We start from the raw sequence: 15141 nt of genomic DNA on the forward strand, positions 1-15141 counted from the left end.
AGGTAGTCATGACACTCTACATTGCCGAGAATGATGGAGCTGGGGACGTTATCCATGTCTGGGTCCAAGACGTCCCAGGGCACACAGCGCGCCCGGTGGCCGAACGTGCGGCACATGTTGACATGGCCGAGTACGCGGATATTTCCGGTGCGTCACGGGCTGACATCCGCGCCTGGCTTGAAACCTGATCGCATGGCCCTCGCAGAGGGATGCGTCAGACACAGGTGTCTCCCGCCGCCTTCTTGCCCTTGGACCGGAGTGGCGGAACGGATCGACTTGATCGTGTGCCAGCGCCAGCATCGTCAATGTTTCGATCACGCTGGCATATTTCATGCCCGACCTGGGGATATCGCCGCCGAAATACCCGGTCGAGTGTCCAGGGCGGCACCAGACCCCTGCTGTCTACCCGGAGTTCGGTCTTGCCGCCCGATGCCCGGCCAGGGACTTCAAAGCCGAGTGCGATCCCCTCGACGCAGGGCTTCCGCGGCTGCAGCTTGGCCCACGACGCCCGGGCGGGCCTGCCGCTGATCGCGGTCTCCACCATCGTTGCCATGATCCTCCTGCACCTCCTCTTCCCCTTCTTCCCCTGAGGACGCACCGGAAACCTGGCCCCGCGCGGGGCCGGAAGACGTCTCAGTCCCGGTCCGGGCCTCCCAGCACGGCCCAGAGGGTGACAGCCGCCATCAGGCAGGCGGCGGCGGAGAGGGCCGCGGAGACAGGAGCCACGGCGAGGATGGCGCTGGCTCCGATGATCCCCAGCGCATGCGCGGTCCGCTGCAGCGCGAAGACCTCGGGCTTGCGGCCTTCCGGCGCGAGATGCTCGAGCGCCAGCGAGCCGGCGGTACCCAGCGGCGCCAGGCAGAGGCCGACAAGCACCGCCCCGAGAACCGTCAGGCCCAGCGCCCCCCCAAGTGCGGACAGGCCGCCGCCCGCCGTGGTGAGCGCGAGCGCAGCGAGACTCCGGATCCTGTCGAGTGGGCGCTTGCGGACACTCACCCAGAGACCGCCGGAGACCGATGCCACGCAGAGCGGGAGAGTGAACAGGACGGCCATGGTCGCGTCATGCCCATAGCGGAGCGCCAGCGCGACGGCCCCGATCTCGAAGGCCGCGACGGCGAAGCCGCCAGCGGCGGCGACGGCCAGCCAAAACAGGACCGGGCGCGTGAGAACACGTGCCTTTCCCGGCGCCGGCCCCTCGGGCTGCAGGTCGGGCCGGATGTCCGGGACCAGCAGGACCGGCAGCAGTCATGGCTGCCAGCGCGACAGCGGGCGACGCCCCGCCCAGCAGCGATGCGAGCACCGGCGAGATCACGAAGACCAGCTCGTTCAGCGTTGCCGCGATCCCGAGGGCGCGCGGGAAGCCTGATCCCGGAACGATCCCCGCAAGCAGCGACCGGAGGATGCCATGGGCCGCCCCGTGGACCGATCCGAGCAGGAGGGCCGCGACGAGAAGCCAGCCGAAGGCCGCCCCGGTCACTGCCGCGACGGTCATCGCAACGAGCGCCGCCACGCGCACGGCCACGAGGATCCGGAAGCAGGAGAGCGGCGCAAGGCGCCGTCCTGCCCGGGTGATCGGAACCGCCCCGAGAACGCTCGCGGCAGTCATGGCCAGGATCATCGCCGCGCCGCCGCGCACGTCGCCGGTCGCGGAAAGCGAGACGAGGGAGAAGGCGACCGGCGCCGCCGCCAGCGGCACGCTTGACAGGGCAGTCGCCGCGCACCGACCGCTGGCTGCGCGGCCTCGCGGGCGACAGGGCGCCATGGATGCGCTGCAGCTACGGGATAGGCATCTTCGACGGCGTCATCCACGGGGCGGGACTCGGCGTGCTCGCGACCTTCCTCGCCGGGGAGAGCGCGGCCCTCGACGTGGTCATTCCGCACATCCCCGAGCTCGACTAGGAGGTCTGGCTGTCGATGCACCAAGGGCTGCGCAGCAGCGCCCGCGTCCGCGCCGTGACGGATTTCGTAGCCGGACTGTTCGATGACGAGCGGAAGCGGCCGGACTGAGCTGTTCCGGCAGGATTCAGATCAGCCCAAGAAGATGGAAATGCCGGAGCGCGTTGCCGCCTCGGCGCTGGCTGCGGAGATTTACACCATGGCCATCCACGGAACGGCACTGTTGACGGCAGACACTGTGCCAACGGTTTTCACGATCGGGTCAGCAGCGTTGGTCTTGTGACTGGTCGAGGGCAAAGCGGACAAACTGGGTTTCGCTCCGGAAGGATGGCGGGCGGGATTTGGCGGGATCAATCATATCTGCCTGGCCGGTGGCGCCGCCGATGGCGGCGGCGGCGGTGCCGGTCCTGCGGCGGGCCTGGATCAGCTCGTGGCCCTGCACCACCGCCATGCCGGAGAGCAGCAGCGCCCCGCCCGCCAGGAATCCCGGCGCCAGCTGCTCGCCCAGGAGGAGAGCGCCAAGCGCGGCGCCGAAGAGCGGCGTCATCAGGCTCAGCACCCCGAGACGCGAGGCCGGGTAGATCTGAAGCAGGCGGAACCAGACGAGGAAACTTGCCGCGCAGACGATCAGCGTCTGGAAGCCGCGGCTCGCCCAGAGAAGCTCGTCCGGCACGAATCCGGTCTGGCCCGTGAGCAGGGCGAAGCCGAGCGCCGCCGCCCCGCGACCGAGAGCTGGCAGAAGAGCGTCTGCGCCGCCGTGCCGCCGGGACCCGGAACGAGGAACATCGCCGCAACCCCGGGCCCAGGAAGATCCCCGGCAGCCAGCGCGCCCCGCCCCGCCAGCGGCTCCAGCCATAGACCAGCGCCGCAGCGCTCAGCGAACGCAGGGCGATCTGCAGCACCGGGTCCATGCCCGGCGCCGCCGCCTTCATGGAGACCTGCTGCATCCCCCAGACGAGGCAGAGGACAAGCATCGCGGACAGGGCCGCGGCATCGACGGGTTTCTTCATGGATCACCTGGGGAAAGTCGTTTTCCCGGCCTGTCTATCCCGGCGCATCCGTGGCATATAGCGCAGAACTGCCACACGCTTGCGCGAAAGGGCCAGAGATGCCGCAGCGTTCCCCGCCGCATGAGCGGCACTCGCCCGTCACGCGCCTGCCCGGCCCTGTGCTGCACCGGGTGGAAACGATGCCGGCCAACGGGCTCTGGTCCGAGGCGTCGCATGACTGGGGCGAGTTCGTCTATTCCCATGCCGGGGTGACCGAGGTGGCAGCGATCGGCACGCATCTGATCGCGCCGCCGCATATGGGCATCTGGATCCCGCCGGGACTGGCCCATACCGGCACCAACCGCGAGGCGACGGAACATTGTTCGGTCTAAGTCGCGCGCGCGCTCTGCGCGGCGCCGCCCGGGCGGTTCTGCGCGCTGGTGGTGACGCCGCTCCTGCGCGCGATCCTCGAGGAGCTGCGCGCCGCTCCATGGGACGGCAGTGTCGGGCTGAAGCGCGGCGGCCTGCTGCTGTCGCTGCTGGTGCTGCCGCTCTACGTGCCGACGCTGATCTTCGGCGCCGAGGTCGCGCGGCGCGGCGCCGAAGGCCTGGAAACGCAGGTGCCGCTGATGCTGCTCGGGGCGATCACGCTGGGGGTGCTGGCCGCAATGCCCTTCGCGGCCGCGGCGGCGCTGCGGATCAACCTCAGGTGATCGGGGCGTCTATTGTGCGGCGGGAAACAGGGGGGTAACAGGATCGGCATGGGATCTGTCTGGGAATATGCGAATCCGGTGAAATTCAGCCGGACGGTGACGAAGGTGCTGCCCTTCTTCGCCATCACGGCGCTCGGCTGCCTGGTCGTCGGACTGGTCTGGGGCTTCTTCTTCACGCCAGAGGATTACCGCCAGGGCTCGACCGTCAAGATCATCTACCTGCATGTTCCGGCCGCGATGGTCGCGATCAATGCCTGGCTGATGATGCTCGCCGCCTCGCTGATCTGGCTGGTGCGGCGCCACCATGTCAGCGCGCTCGCCGCCCGCGCCGCGGCGCCGGTCGGGCTGGTCATGACGCTGATCGCACTCGCCACCGGGGCGATCTGGGGCCAGCCGATGTGGGGCACCTGGTGGGCCTGGGACCCGCGGCTGACCTCCTTCCTGATCCTGACGCTGTTCTACCTCGGCTACATCGCGCTCTGGGAGGCGCTGGAGGACCCCGACACCGCCGCCGACCTGACCTCGGTGCTGTGCCTCGTCGGCTCGGTCTTCGCGGTTCTCAGCCGCTACGCGGTGAATTTCTGGAACCAGGGCCTGCATCAGGGCGCCTCGGTGATGCGGGTCGAGGCGGTCACCGGCGCCGATACCGAGGAAAAGGTGTCGAACATCTTCTTCGCGCCGCTGATGGTCTGCATGGCGGGATTCGTCCTCCTGTTCCTGGCGCTGGTGCTCCTGCGCACCCGCACCGAGATCCACCGCCGCCGCCTGAAGGCGATCGAGGCAAGGGAGCGGATGGCATGATGCCCGAGCTTGGAAAATACGCAGGGACCGTGCTCTCGGCCTATGCCGTGTCGCTGGTCCTGCTGGTCCTGCTGGTCGCAGGCAGCGTGCTGGCCGCGCGCCGGGCCGCGAAACAGCTCGAGGACGCAGAGGAGCGCCGCAAGAATGGCTAGGATTCCCCCGCTCGTGATCTTGCCGCCGGTGCTGTTCGCCGGTCTGGCGGTGGCCTTCTATGTCGGCATGACGCGCGAGAACCCCGATGCGCTGCCCTCCGCGCTGACCGGGCGCACGGCCCCCGAGGTCACGCTGGAGCCGCTGGGCGGCCTGCCGGAATTCGACGTCTCGATGCTGAAGGACGGGCAGGTCAAGCTGGTCAACTTCTGGGCCTCCTGGTGCGCGCCCTGCCGGGTCGAGCACCCGAACCTGGAGGCGCTGGCCGCCGAGGGGCTCACGATCTACGGCATCAACTACAAGGACCAGCCGCAGAAGGCGCTGGCCTTCCTGCAGGAGCTCGGCAATCCCTATGCGGCCGTTGCCGCAGATGACAGCGGCCGCGCAGGCATCGACTGGGGCATCTACGGCGTGCCCGAGACCTTCGTGATCGATGGCGAGGGCACGGTGATCCTGCGCTTCCCGGGGCCTGTCACGGAGCGGGTGATCGAGGAAACCATCCGTCCGGCACTGGCCCAGGCGGCAGGTTGAACTTCGCCTTTCAAGCCATTGTTCGAAAAGGGCGGTTGCGCGATGCAACTGCCCTTTTTCATGCCGGGATATCGAAGCCCGGCGGGGCCAGCTCGAAGCCCGCGAAATGGAAGCCCGGGCTGACCGCGCAGCTGACCAGCGTCCAGTCTCCGGCGGTCTCCGCAGCCTGCCAGTGATGCGGCGGCACCAGCAGCTGCGGCTGCGCGCCGCCTGCCAGATCCGGCCCCAGAACGTGCCGCAGCGCCGGACCTTCGGCGGTCGCGGCGACCCGCAGCTGCAGCGGCGCACCGGCATGCCAGAGCCAATGCTCGGCGGCATCGACGCGGTGCCAGTGGCTGCGCTCGCCCGCTGCCAGCAGGAAATAGATCATCGTCCCCGCGGGGCGCTCTCCCGCGGCAGCCTCCGCCCGCCATGTCTCGCGGAACCAGCCGCCCTCGGGATGGCGCTCCAGCCCGAGGGCGGAGATGATTTCGTCGGCGGTCATGCTCATATCCCGGTCTCCACGAAGCGGTCGGGGATGACCCGGCGTTCGGAGGCGAGCTGGCGGTCGAGCGCGGGCGGCACGAAGTCGATCACCCGGTAGCGGTCGAGCTTCTTCTCGCGGACCCGCTCCGGCCCCTTCAGCCCGCCTATCCGCACCGCGGCTTCGGCACCGAACAGCCGCTGCATCACGGAGCGGCCGGAGAATGGTTCAAGATCGACCGGCATCTCATTGTATTTCTTCAATTCACCCATCGCCCGGTCGCCATCCCAGAGCCAGAGCTTGCCGGTATTCCGCGCCACGCTGGTGCGGAAGGCCCGGCGCTCTTCCTGGCGGGACAGAAAGCGGTTTCCGTCTATGAATTTCATGTGCACCAGGTAGAGGTCCGGGTCGAAAACGAAGGGCCGGTCCGCGGCATGCGGCCAGATCCGGCTGCCCGTGCCGAGCACATGCGGCTTGGTGTAGAGCAGCGAGCAGAAGAAGTTGCGGCGCTGCGCGAAAACCGGGCGGGCCGGATCGAAATCCGCTTCGCTGCCGATGTCGTGGAACATCTCAAGCCCGAGCCCGGCAGTCACCCGGTTGTCGGCCGCGCGGGCTTCGACATAGGCGCGCAGATCGCGATAGCGTGCCGGGTCAGGGACATAGATCTCGTCGGCATCATTGAAGATCACGACATCATAGAAGGCCAGAAGCCCGTTGAGCATGTTGCTGATCAGCTCGAAGCGCTTGGCATCGAAGCGGCCGCCGCTGCGCGCCTTGGACAGGCTGTCGAGCGCCGGGATGCGGAACACGTTGAGCCGCTCGGCCCCGGGCTCGCCAGGCAGCATCCCGGCCGGATGCTGCGCCGAGCAATGGTCGAGGATGAACAGGTTTTCCGCCCCGAACAGGCGCGAATAGTACCGGAACCAGATCGGAAGGAAGAAATCCTCGTCCTTCATCATGGTCACGCAGGCGATGTTGGTCATGGGGTCCCCAAGAAACGTCGGGCAGAACCGTTAACGGTGCTGGCGACTTTGCACCGGCGGATGCCCGCTCATCAACCGGTCATTGCGCCGCCGCCGGAACAGGAGGCCCGGGCCGGGCATTGTTCCGCCATGAAACGCCAAGCGAAGGAGCTTTCCATGACCTGTTCCGCCATTCCCGCCCTGGCCGCAGCCGCTGCAATCGCCGCAGCCCCGCTCTGGGCGCAGGAGACCGAGATCGACCCGGGCCAGCTGATCCTAGCCTCGGATCTGCAGGGCGCCGAGATCTATTCGGATTTCGAGAGCGGAAGCTGGACGCAGGAGCCGAGCCTGTCGACCATCGGCGATGACTGGAAACCGATCGGCCATATCGAGAATGTCGTGCTCGACATGAACGGCAACATGCATGGCGTGATCGCCGATGTCGGCGGCTTCCTCGGGATCGGCGACAAGCACGTGCTTTTCGCAATGGACCGGGTGATGATCCTGCCGCAGCAGGAGGGCAGCGACACTTACCAGATCGCCGTCCGCGAGACCCAGGAAGAGCTGGAGGCAATGCCCGAAGTCGAGAAGGGCTGGCTGGAATGATCCGCGCGATCTGACCGCAGAAGACAGAAAAGGGGGCCTGCGCCCCCTTTTCCATGTTCAAGGTTGCGGCTTGCAACCGGCGACGCGGTTGCAGCCTACAATCACTTCAAAAATTCTCGACAGCCGCGGCAATCCGACCGTCGAGGTCGACGTCATCCTCGAGGATGGCACCATGGGCCGCGCCGCCGTGCCCTCCGGGGCCTCCACCGGTGCCCATGAAGCCGTCGAAAAGCGCGACGGCGACAAGGCACGCTACATGGGCAAGGGCGTTCTCGAAGCCGTTGCCGCCGTGAACGGCGAGCTGGCCGAGGGCCTCGTCGGCATGGACGTGACCGAGCAGGCCGCGATCGATGCCGCCATGATCGAGATGGACGGCACCGCAAACAAGGGCCGTCTCGGCGCCAACGCGATCCTCGGCATCAGCCTCGCCTGTGCCAAGGCCGCGGCCGATTTCACGACGCAACCGCTCTACCGCTATGTCGGTGGCACCTCGGCGCGCATCCTGCCGGTGCCGATGATGAACATCATCAATGGCGGCGAGCATGCCGACAATCCGATCGACATCCAGGAATTCATGATCATGCCGGTCTCCGCGGGGAATATCCGCGATGCCGTGCGCATGGGCTCCGAAGTGTTCCACACGCTGAAGAAGGAACTCTCGGCTGCGGGCATGTCGACCGGTCTCGGCGACGAGGGCGGCTTCGCGCCGGAACTGGCCTCGACCAATGACGCGCTCGATTTCATCCTGAAATCCATCGAGAAGGCAGGCTACAAGCCGGGCGAGGACATCTACCTGGCCCTCGACTGCGCCTCCACCGAGTATTTCAAGGACGGCAAGTACGAGATGAAGGGCGAAGGCAAGTCCCTGACCTCGGCCGAGAATGTCGACTACCTCAAGGCGCTCTGCGATGCCTACCCGATCATCTCGATCGAGGACGGCATGGCCGAGGACGACTGGGAGGGCTGGAAGCTGCTGACCGACGCGATCGGCGACAAGGTGCAGCTGGTCGGCGACGATCTCTTCGTGACCAACCCGGTGCGCCTGGCCGACGGCATCGCGCAGGGCGTGGCGAACTCGATGCTCGTTAAGGTGAACCAGATCGGCAGCCTCACCGAGACGCTGAAAGCCGTCGACATGGCGCATCGCGCGAAATACACCAATGTGATGTCGCACCGCTCTGGCGAAACCGAGGACAGCACCATCGCCGATCTCGCCGTTGCCACCAATTGCGGCCAGATCAAGACCGGTTCGCTGGCGCGCTCCGACCGGCTCGCCAAATACAACCAGCTGATCCGCATCGAGGAAATGCTGGGCGCAACGGCCGAATACGCCGGCCGCTCGATCATGGCGCGGCGCAGCCAGCGCTGATCGCCTCCGCGCCGCCTGCGTCATCGAACCGTCATGGCCGCGCGGGGAACCGCCCTGCCCGCCCGGCGTTTCCCGGCCATGACACAGCATGACGCACAAACCGGCCCCGCCGCCGTGCCCGAGCTGGTCGACCGGCTCGACCGGCTGGCCGAGGGACAGGACGAGATTTCGATGGACCGGCTGATCGACGAGATCGGCGCGCAGGGGCATGCGCCGCTGCTGATGATCGTGGCCGCGCTGATGATCCTGCCCTTGGGCATGATCCCCGGCATCGGCGGCGCGCTCGGGCTGATCGCCGCGCTGATCGGCCTGCAGATGCTGCTGGGGCGCCGCGGCGTCTGGGCGCCGCGCTTCATCCGCCGCCGCAGCCTCCATCGCCGCCGCACGTCCCGGCGATCCCTTGGTGCTGAGCCGGGACGGCCCGCGCTGGATGCTGCTGAACGCGGCCGGACAGGCGGTCGGACGGCTGTCGGCGAAATACGCGCCCCCCGAGGGCTGCCGGTTCCTGCGCGGCGAGGTCGGCGCGGTGGTCCGCTGGCGCAAGCTCGACAATGCCGAGGAATGGCGCGGCTCGATCCGCCGCGACGACTGGGAGACCATCCTCCCCGAACTGGTCTTCGCCCGGTCAGCGCAATAGCGGCATCCCCGGCCCTCGTCAGTGGCCTTTCTGAACGGCGGCGGCCAAACGCAAAATCATCGCGATCAACCATTGCCTCGCTCCGGTTCATTACGTGTCCGGAAAGATCAATCCATGCCCTGCGCGCCTTCGACGAAGATTTGTGCAAGGCAGGACATCAGGATCGCCAGATGCCGTCGGAGAGCCTCACCCCGGATCAATGTTGCGGCGCAGCATTGCGGGGCCGCCCCCCAAGGAAAAAAGGCAGGTCGAGGACACGCATGGACCGCCTGCATCTCGGTCTCCGTGTCCGTCCCAACGGTCTTGCCCCCAGCACGGAGGCCGAAGCAACCCATGCCGAGGACCTGCGCGCCCGGCAGGCCTCAGGCATGACGCTCGACGCCGCCATTGCAGGCGGCACCGCGCTCTCGGGCGGCTGCGAGAACAAAGGGGCGGGCTGCCGGGGCCATGAGGTGGAATTGTCCGATCCAACCGCCGCCACTGCCCGCCATGAATGGCATGGCGGACAGCGGCTTCCAATCAACGGGAAGCCACAACTCTGGATAAGGCAAGCAATGATGACAGGGCCGATGGCGGAGAGGCCGACTGACAGGCGACGGAATGGCGCGACGGCCGCCGTCTTCGGGCGATCCCGCGGTGCTGCGCGCCCGCGCTCCGGAGATGAGCCTGCTCTCCCGCAGGGTGGCCCGCGGCGGCACCGCGATCGAACTGCAGCCGCGCGAATTCGCCCTGATCGAGCACATGCTGCGCCGCAAGGGTCGGGTGCAGACCCGCACAATTCTGCCGGAAACGGTCTGCACAGCCATTTCGACCGGCAGACGAACGTCGTCGAGAGACATATGGGCCGCCTGCGCATCAAGGCCGACAGGCCTTACGCGACCCAGCTGATAGGGACCCTGCGCGGCGCGGACGACCGGAGTGCCGAATGAGGCCGGTGCATTCGACACCAGCCCGCTTGGCGATGGTGCCGATGCGCGTCTTTGCCGGGTTCCTGGCCGTCGGGCTCGCTGCGGCCGCCATGCCGTCGGCGCCCCTGCCCCGCGCCATGGCGGCAGGCCGGCCAACCCCGTCAGGCAGCACTCCGCCCGGCATCATGGACCAGCCGCGCCGCCTCGATCACATGCTCCTGGAAACGGCTGGCATGGCGCGACGCGGTTCCCTCCCGGTTGCTCGTGATGATGCCCAGGTTGCGCGTCACCGCCGGATCGCAGAGCGGGACCGCGCAGAGCAGCGGGTCATCGGCTGGCGGGCAGGTCAGCGCGGACAGCGCGCTGACGCCCATCCCGGCCGAAACCATCGCCGCCACGGCCGTGAAGTGGTTGAAATCCATCACGGTGCGGGCCGGGCGGTTGATCGCCCGCATCGCTTCGTCGGTGATGAAGCGGGTGCCGCTGCCGGCATTGGCGCCGATGAAATCATAGTCCAGAAGCTCCGCCCAGGTGATCCGCTCGCGGGAGGCCAGCGGGTGGTCCCGGCGCAGCACCGCCATGAAGGGATCCGCCCGGAACTGGGTGAATTCCACGGCCAGATCCTTGTGCGGCAGGTAGCTGGACACCGCGAGGTCCAGCTCGCCGCGATCCACCGCCGCGAAAAGCCCCTCCGCCGTGTCGTCCCGGGCATGCACGGCGACATCGGGAAACTCGGCACGGAACCGGCCGAGGGCATGCGGCAGGTAGCGGGCGGCGGCGGAGGCCAGGAAGCCGAGCCGCAGCGGCACGCCGGGATCGGTGCCAAAATTCCGGGTCCGGTCGAGCGCCTCGCGGAGCGCGGGCAAGAGGCCCGACAGGTGGCTGCGCAGTTCCGCGCCCTCGGCGGTCAGCCGCACCGAGCGGGTGCTGCGCAGGAACAGCGCCATTCCGAGATGCGCCTCGAGCTGGGCGACGTTCTGGCTGAGGGCAGGCTGCGACATGCCCAGGCGGTCGGCGGCAAGGCGGAACGACCGGGCCTCGGCAACGGCGAGGAAGGCCTCGAGCTGTCTGGTAGGCGGAAGGCTCATTATTCTGTTTTTCTTATTGATTCATTTGATACTACGATTTGTCTTATCGGCCATCAAGGACTAACGACTGCGGCGCCACATCGCAGGCGGCGCGGATCAAGCCGCGCCAGATCAAGCAGATACCGAGGTTTACCTTGTTTCCCAGTTCCGATTCCGGCCGCATGGGCCGTCGCCGCTTCCTGCTCGGGACGGCGGCGGCAGCGACCGCGCTCGCCTCTCCCGCGCTCCTGCGCGCCGCCCCCTCCGCCGCCCCAGAAGATGCGTTCCTCGCCGTGTCCCGGCTGCTGGTGAACCACGAGCTGAACCCTGCCGTTTCGGCACGGATGGCCGCCTGGGCCGCGACGGCCTATCCGGGCCTCGAGGGCCTGCTCGGCTAGATCGCGGCCGCCGCCGCGGCGCGCGGCGCCACGCGCGTCGAGGAGTTCTTCGACGACCTGCCCGAGGGCGAGGTCCGCGATTTCGCCTCCTGGGTGATCTCGGCCTGGTACACCGGCTCGTCCTCCCCGGACCGCGACGCGGTGCTCTTCTCCTATGAAGAGGCGCTGCTCTACCGCCCGACGCTCGACATGGTGCCGATCCCCAGCTTCGGCTTCTCCGCCCCGAATGCCTGGGGCCGCGACCTCCATCCGCTGAGCGCGCTGCCGCGGTTCTGACCCCCTTTCCAGAAAGACATGCCATGACCAGTTCCTCGCAAGTCGTGATCGTCGGCACCGGCGTCGTCGGCGCCGTGATCGCCGAAGAGTGCCTCGACGCGGGCCTCGAAGTGCTGATGATCGAAGCCGGCCCCCGGGTCACCCGCGCCGAGATCGTCGAAAACTACCGCAACCTGCCGCTCGGCGCGAAGCCGGACGCGACCGCCTCCTACCCGCCGGCCGACTGGGCGCCGCACCCGTTCTTCGGCCAGGACTACCTGGGCAGCACGGGACCGGACACCTACAACCCGACCTATCTGCGCTATGCCGGCGGCTCGACCTGGCACTGGGCCGGGACCTGCTGGCGGCTGACGCCCGAGGACATGCAGCTGCGCACGCTCTACGGCGTCGGCCGCGACTGGGCCTTCGACTATGCCACGCTCGATCCCTACTACAACAAGACCGAGCGCGCCCTGGGCATCTGCGGCCCCGCCGATCCGGCCGACCAGTGGCCGCCCCGGACCCGCTCGATGGACTATCCGATGCCGCATCTGCCACTGTCGCAGGGCGAGCAGAAATTCACCCGCGTCATGCAGGACAAGCTGGGGCTGCGGAACCTGCCGGTGGCGCAGGCGCGCAACTCCGGCACGCCCTATGACGACCGCCCGGCCTGCTGCGCCAACAACAACTGCGTGCCGGTCTGTCCGGTGGGCGCGAAATACGATGCGGCGACCGCGCTGAAGCGGCTCGAGGCCAAGGGCGCGACGATCCTCGACAACTCGGTCGTCTACCGGGCCGAAACCGGCGAGGGCAACCGGATCGCGGCAGTGCATTACTACGACCGCAACCGCGGCAGCCACCGCATCGCGGGCGAGCATTTCGTGCTGGCCTGCAACGGGATCGAGACGCCGAAGCTGCTGCTGATGTCCGCCGACGACCGCAACCCGGCGGGCCTGGCCAATTCCTCCGACCAGGTCGGGCGGAACATCATGGACCATCCGCAGCAGGGCTATACCTTCACCGTCAGCGAGCCCTACTGGCTGGGCGCCGGGCCGGTGGTCAACAGCGGCATCATGGAGACCTCGCAGGGCGCCTTCCGCAGCGAGCATGCCGGGGCCTATTTCCGCCTGAACAACTTCGCCCGCAACCGCTTCATCGCGCAGCGCGCGCTGAAGAGCGGCAAGGTCGGCCGCGCCCTCGACGAGGAGATCCGCCGCCTGACCGCCACCTCGGTCAACATCGTTTCGGCCCATGAAATGCTGCCCGATCCGGAGAACCGCCTGACGCTCTCCTCCGCGAAGGACTGGCTCGGCCTGCCGAAGCCCAGCGTCCATTGGGATGTCGGCGAATACACGCGGCGGTCGTCGCGGGACTATTCGGAGCCGATGGTCGCGCGCATCGCCGAGGCGATGGGCGCAACCGACTTCACGCCCGCGGGCGGCAAGTTCTCGACCTCGAAGCACATCATGGGCGGCACCATCATGGGCAACGATCCGGCGGACTCGGTCGTCTCCGGCGTCTGCCGCGCCCATGACCACGACAACCTCTATCTGCCCGGCGGCGGCGCCATGCCCTCGACCGCCTGCGGCAACAGCACCATCACCATGACCTCCCTGGCCTTCATGGCCGCCGAGGCCCTGATCTCGGAAGCGAAGGGCGCCTGATGAACATCGTGATTTTCACCCTCTCGGCGGGGCTCGCCCTGGCTGCGGGCGCCGCCTGCGCGCAGGAGACCCCGCAGGCGCTGGCCGAGCGCGGCCGCTACATCGCGACCGCCTCGGACTGCGTCGCCTGCCATACCGGCCCGGGCGGCAAGCCCTTCGCCGGCAACCACGTGATCGCCTCGCCGGTCGGCGGCATCGTCGCCACCAACATCACGCCTTCGGTGACCCACGGCATCGGGAGCTATACCGAAGAGCAGTTCTCGGACGCGGTGCGCCGCGGCATCCGCGCCGACGGGGCGAACCTCTACCCGGCGATGCCCTATACCGCCTTCTCCAAGATCACCGACGAGGACATGCAGGCGCTCTATGCGTATTTCATGACCGCGGTCGAGCCGGTGGACGAAGCCGGCGCGGAAACCGCGCTGCCCTTCCCGTTCGGCATCCGCGCCTCGATGATCGGCTGGAACCTGCTGTTCCGCGACACGGCAACCTTCGAGCCCGACCCGTCCAAGTCGGAGGAGTGGAACCGCGGCGCCTATCTGGCCGAGGGGCCGGGGCATTGCTCCGCCTGCCACACGCCGCGCGGCCTGCTGATGCAGGAAGACGGCAGCCGCTTCCTGGCCGGCGCCCAGGTCGGCCCTTGGCACGCGCCGAACATCACCTCGGACCCGGAGGCCGGGATCGGCAGCTGGTCGAAGGACGAGATCATCGCCTATCTCGGCACCGGCCGGGCCGAGGGCAAGGCCCAGGCCGGCGGCAGCATGGCCGAAGCGGTCGAGCACAGCTTCTCGAAGCTGACCCCGGAGGATCTGGGCGCGATCGCCACCTATCTTGCCGACGTGCCCGCGGTCTCGGGCCCCGCCCGCTTCGGCCAGGGCCGGCCCGGCAACATGGCCGCATCCTTCCGCGGGCTCGACGGCATGCCCGGAGGGCTGGCCCGGGGCGCGCAGATCTATTCGGCCAACTGCGCCTCCTGCCACGGCTTCGACGGCCAGGGCACGGCGGACCAGTACTATCCGAGCCTCTACGGCAATTCGGCAACCGGCGGGCCCGAGGCGGCGAATTTCATCGCAGCCGTGCTCAACGGCGTCGACCGCGAAACGGCAGAGGGCCATGTCTTCATGCCGCCCTTCGGCACCCAGCCGAATGCCTTCAACAGCCTCTCCGATGACGAGATCGCCGCGCTGGCCGCCTATGTTTCGGCCAGCTACGGCGACGGCTCCTTCGCGGTCACGCCGGACGATGTCGCCGAAATCCGCGCCGGCGGTCCGGCCTCCGGCCTGCTCCTCTGGGTGCGCTGGCTGATGGGCGCGGCAGGACTTGCCGTGCTCATCCTCGCCGGAGTTGCGGGCCTCGCCAAACGACGGCGCATGGCGGCCTAGGCCGAGGCAGGGCGCCCCCCGGCAAGGGGGCGCCATCGCAGCGGCAAAGGGCGGAACCGGTCTTTTGCAAAGCGGCGCGCAAGAACAGCCCTTTGCGACGGCCCATGCACCCAGAGCATCCGTCGCCCAGGATCGGAGACGGACGCCTCCGGCCGCCGCGCAGTCCGGCGGACAGCCCGGCTCCCGCCGCGCACGGCCATCCCGACGGATCTCCGCGGCAACCGGGTGCGGGACCATTTCCTCCGGGAACCAGGGCTTCCTCACGACCGGGAGACTGCAGGCCCCTCGCGACCCTCCCCTGCAATGGAACAGCCGCGGCAGGGCAGGCGTCCGGTTTGCGCGCCGGAGAC

General features: G+C 68.2%; 19 protein-coding genes and 3 pseudogenes. 16 read left to right on the top strand and 6 right to left on the bottom strand.

The annotated features are described in order from the left end of the window. Positions 1-8 precede the first annotated feature (8 nt). Positions 9-188, top strand: coding sequence for a hypothetical protein (locus C7T91_RS23985; protein WP_108261884.1), 180 nt, complete (start codon positions 9-11; stop codon positions 186-188). Between the two features lie 445 nt (positions 189-633). On the opposite strand, the gene C7T91_RS23990 is transcribed toward C7T91_RS23985, so the two are convergent. Both C7T91_RS23990 and C7T91_RS23995 read right to left on the bottom strand, forming a co-directional pair. Next, positions 634-1053, bottom strand: a complete 420-nt coding sequence (locus C7T91_RS23990) for a hypothetical protein (RefSeq protein WP_108261886.1) — start codon at positions 1051-1053, stop codon at positions 634-636. 7 nt (positions 1054-1060) lie between these two features. Continuing rightward, entirely contained in the window at positions 1061-1696 is a 636-nt protein-coding gene (locus C7T91_RS23995) for a hypothetical protein (protein ID WP_108261888.1), read from the bottom strand. Positions 1697-1698: 2 nt separating this feature from the next. Here C7T91_RS23995 and C7T91_RS24000 point away from each other — a divergent pair, with 2 nt between their 5' ends. Then, entirely contained in the window at positions 1699-1899 is a 201-nt protein-coding gene (locus C7T91_RS24000; RefSeq protein WP_108261890.1) for a hypothetical protein, read from the top strand. 82 nt (positions 1900-1981) lie between these two features. Continuing rightward, a complete protein-coding gene (locus C7T91_RS24005) occupies positions 1982-2179 on the top strand; it encodes a hypothetical protein (RefSeq protein WP_108261892.1) in 198 nt (65 codons plus the stop codon). Here C7T91_RS24005 and C7T91_RS36830 read toward each other — a convergent pair. Further along, positions 2159-2569 (bottom strand): EamA family transporter, encoded by a 411-nt coding sequence (locus C7T91_RS36830; protein ID WP_236638471.1) that lies wholly within the window; start codon positions 2567-2569, stop codon positions 2159-2161. The two genes, C7T91_RS24005 and C7T91_RS36830, sit on opposite strands and share 21 nt — an antisense overlap. Before the next feature lie 435 nt (positions 2570-3004). Between C7T91_RS36830 and C7T91_RS24015 the strand changes: the two genes are divergently transcribed. The 5 genes and pseudogenes from C7T91_RS24015 (at position 3005) to C7T91_RS24035 (ending at position 5080) form a co-directional block, all read left to right on the top strand. Next, entirely contained in the window at positions 3005-3277 is a 273-nt protein-coding gene (locus tag C7T91_RS24015; RefSeq protein ID WP_145963004.1) for a cupin domain-containing protein, read from the top strand. A 108-nt stretch (positions 3278-3385) separates the two neighbouring features. Then, positions 3386-3598 (top strand): annotated as a pseudogene (locus tag C7T91_RS24020) (heme exporter protein CcmB); the annotation flags it as partial. A 48-nt stretch (positions 3599-3646) separates the two neighbouring features. Beyond that, positions 3647-4399 (top strand): heme ABC transporter permease, encoded by a 753-nt coding sequence (locus C7T91_RS24025; RefSeq protein ID WP_201742241.1) that lies wholly within the window; start codon positions 3647-3649, stop codon positions 4397-4399. Next, positions 4399-4551, top strand: coding sequence for a heme exporter protein CcmD (gene ccmD, locus C7T91_RS24030; RefSeq protein ID WP_108262222.1), 153 nt, complete (start codon positions 4399-4401; stop codon positions 4549-4551). The genes C7T91_RS24025 and ccmD overlap by 1 nt, the downstream gene beginning before the upstream one ends. Further along, the gene (locus tag C7T91_RS24035; protein WP_108261898.1) at positions 4544-5080 is read left to right on the top strand and encodes a DsbE family thiol:disulfide interchange protein; all 537 of its coding nucleotides are present in this window, start codon (positions 4544-4546) and stop codon (positions 5078-5080) included. The genes ccmD and C7T91_RS24035 overlap by 8 nt, the downstream gene beginning before the upstream one ends. A 58-nt stretch (positions 5081-5138) precedes the next feature. Here C7T91_RS24035 and C7T91_RS24040 read toward each other — a convergent pair whose 3' ends face one another. Continuing rightward, positions 5139-5564: a cupin domain-containing protein gene (locus C7T91_RS24040; protein ID WP_108261900.1), complete on the bottom strand. Its 426-nt coding sequence runs from the start codon at positions 5562-5564 to the stop codon at positions 5139-5141. A 2-nt stretch (positions 5565-5566) separates the two neighbouring features. Then, positions 5567-6526, bottom strand: a complete 960-nt coding sequence (locus C7T91_RS32885; protein ID WP_161556086.1) for a glycosyltransferase family 2 protein — start codon at positions 6524-6526, stop codon at positions 5567-5569. Between the two features lie 156 nt (positions 6527-6682). Between C7T91_RS32885 and C7T91_RS32890 the strand changes: the two genes are divergently transcribed. The 5 genes and pseudogenes from C7T91_RS32890 to C7T91_RS36845 all read left to right on the top strand — a co-directional run bounded on the left by C7T91_RS32890 (position 6683) and on the right by C7T91_RS36845 (position 10005). Continuing rightward, positions 6683-7111 (top strand): PRC-barrel domain-containing protein, encoded by a 429-nt coding sequence (locus C7T91_RS32890; protein WP_161556087.1) that lies wholly within the window; start codon positions 6683-6685, stop codon positions 7109-7111. An 88-nt stretch (positions 7112-7199) separates the two neighbouring features. Beyond that, positions 7200-8480 carry a phosphopyruvate hydratase gene (gene eno, locus C7T91_RS24055; RefSeq protein ID WP_108261906.1) on the top strand — a complete coding sequence of 427 codons (1281 nt, stop codon included), beginning with the start codon at positions 7200-7202 and terminating at the stop codon, positions 8478-8480. 78 nt (positions 8481-8558) lie between these two features. Beyond that, positions 8559-8858 (top strand): annotated as a pseudogene (locus C7T91_RS38105) (exopolysaccharide biosynthesis protein); the annotation flags it as partial. Positions 8859-8880: 22 nt separating this feature from the next. Further along, positions 8881-9117, top strand: a complete 237-nt coding sequence (locus C7T91_RS36840) for a hypothetical protein (protein ID WP_236638472.1) — start codon at positions 8881-8883, stop codon at positions 9115-9117. Between the two features lie 600 nt (positions 9118-9717). Beyond that, the gene (locus C7T91_RS36845; RefSeq protein WP_407943340.1) at positions 9718-10005 is read left to right on the top strand and encodes a hypothetical protein; all 288 of its coding nucleotides are present in this window, start codon (positions 9718-9720) and stop codon (positions 10003-10005) included. 181 nt (positions 10006-10186) lie between these two features. Here C7T91_RS36845 and C7T91_RS24065 read toward each other — a convergent pair whose 3' ends face one another. Further along, a complete protein-coding gene (locus C7T91_RS24065; protein WP_108261908.1) occupies positions 10187-11113 on the bottom strand; it encodes a LysR family transcriptional regulator in 927 nt (308 codons plus the stop codon). A 161-nt stretch (positions 11114-11274) separates the two neighbouring features. Between C7T91_RS24065 and C7T91_RS36850 the strand changes: the two are divergent. The 3 genes and pseudogenes from C7T91_RS36850 to C7T91_RS24085 all read left to right on the top strand — a co-directional run bounded on the left by C7T91_RS36850 (position 11275) and on the right by C7T91_RS24085 (position 14791). Continuing rightward, positions 11275-11766, top strand: a pseudogene (locus C7T91_RS36850) (sugar dehydrogenase complex small subunit). A 23-nt stretch (positions 11767-11789) separates the two neighbouring features. Continuing rightward, positions 11790-13409 carry a GMC family oxidoreductase gene (locus tag C7T91_RS24080; protein ID WP_108261914.1) on the top strand — a complete coding sequence of 540 codons (1620 nt, stop codon included), beginning with the start codon at positions 11790-11792 and terminating at the stop codon, positions 13407-13409. Beyond that, the gene (locus C7T91_RS24085; RefSeq protein ID WP_108261916.1) at positions 13409-14791 is read left to right on the top strand and encodes a cytochrome c; all 1383 of its coding nucleotides are present in this window, start codon (positions 13409-13411) and stop codon (positions 14789-14791) included. Before C7T91_RS24080 ends, C7T91_RS24085 begins: the two co-directional genes overlap by 1 nt. Positions 14792-15141: the final 350 nt, after the last annotated feature.

The sequence above is a fragment of the Mangrovicoccus ximenensis genome (assembly GCF_003056725.1).
In the GTDB taxonomy this organism is placed as follows: domain Bacteria; phylum Pseudomonadota; class Alphaproteobacteria; order Rhodobacterales; family Rhodobacteraceae; genus Mangrovicoccus; species Mangrovicoccus ximenensis.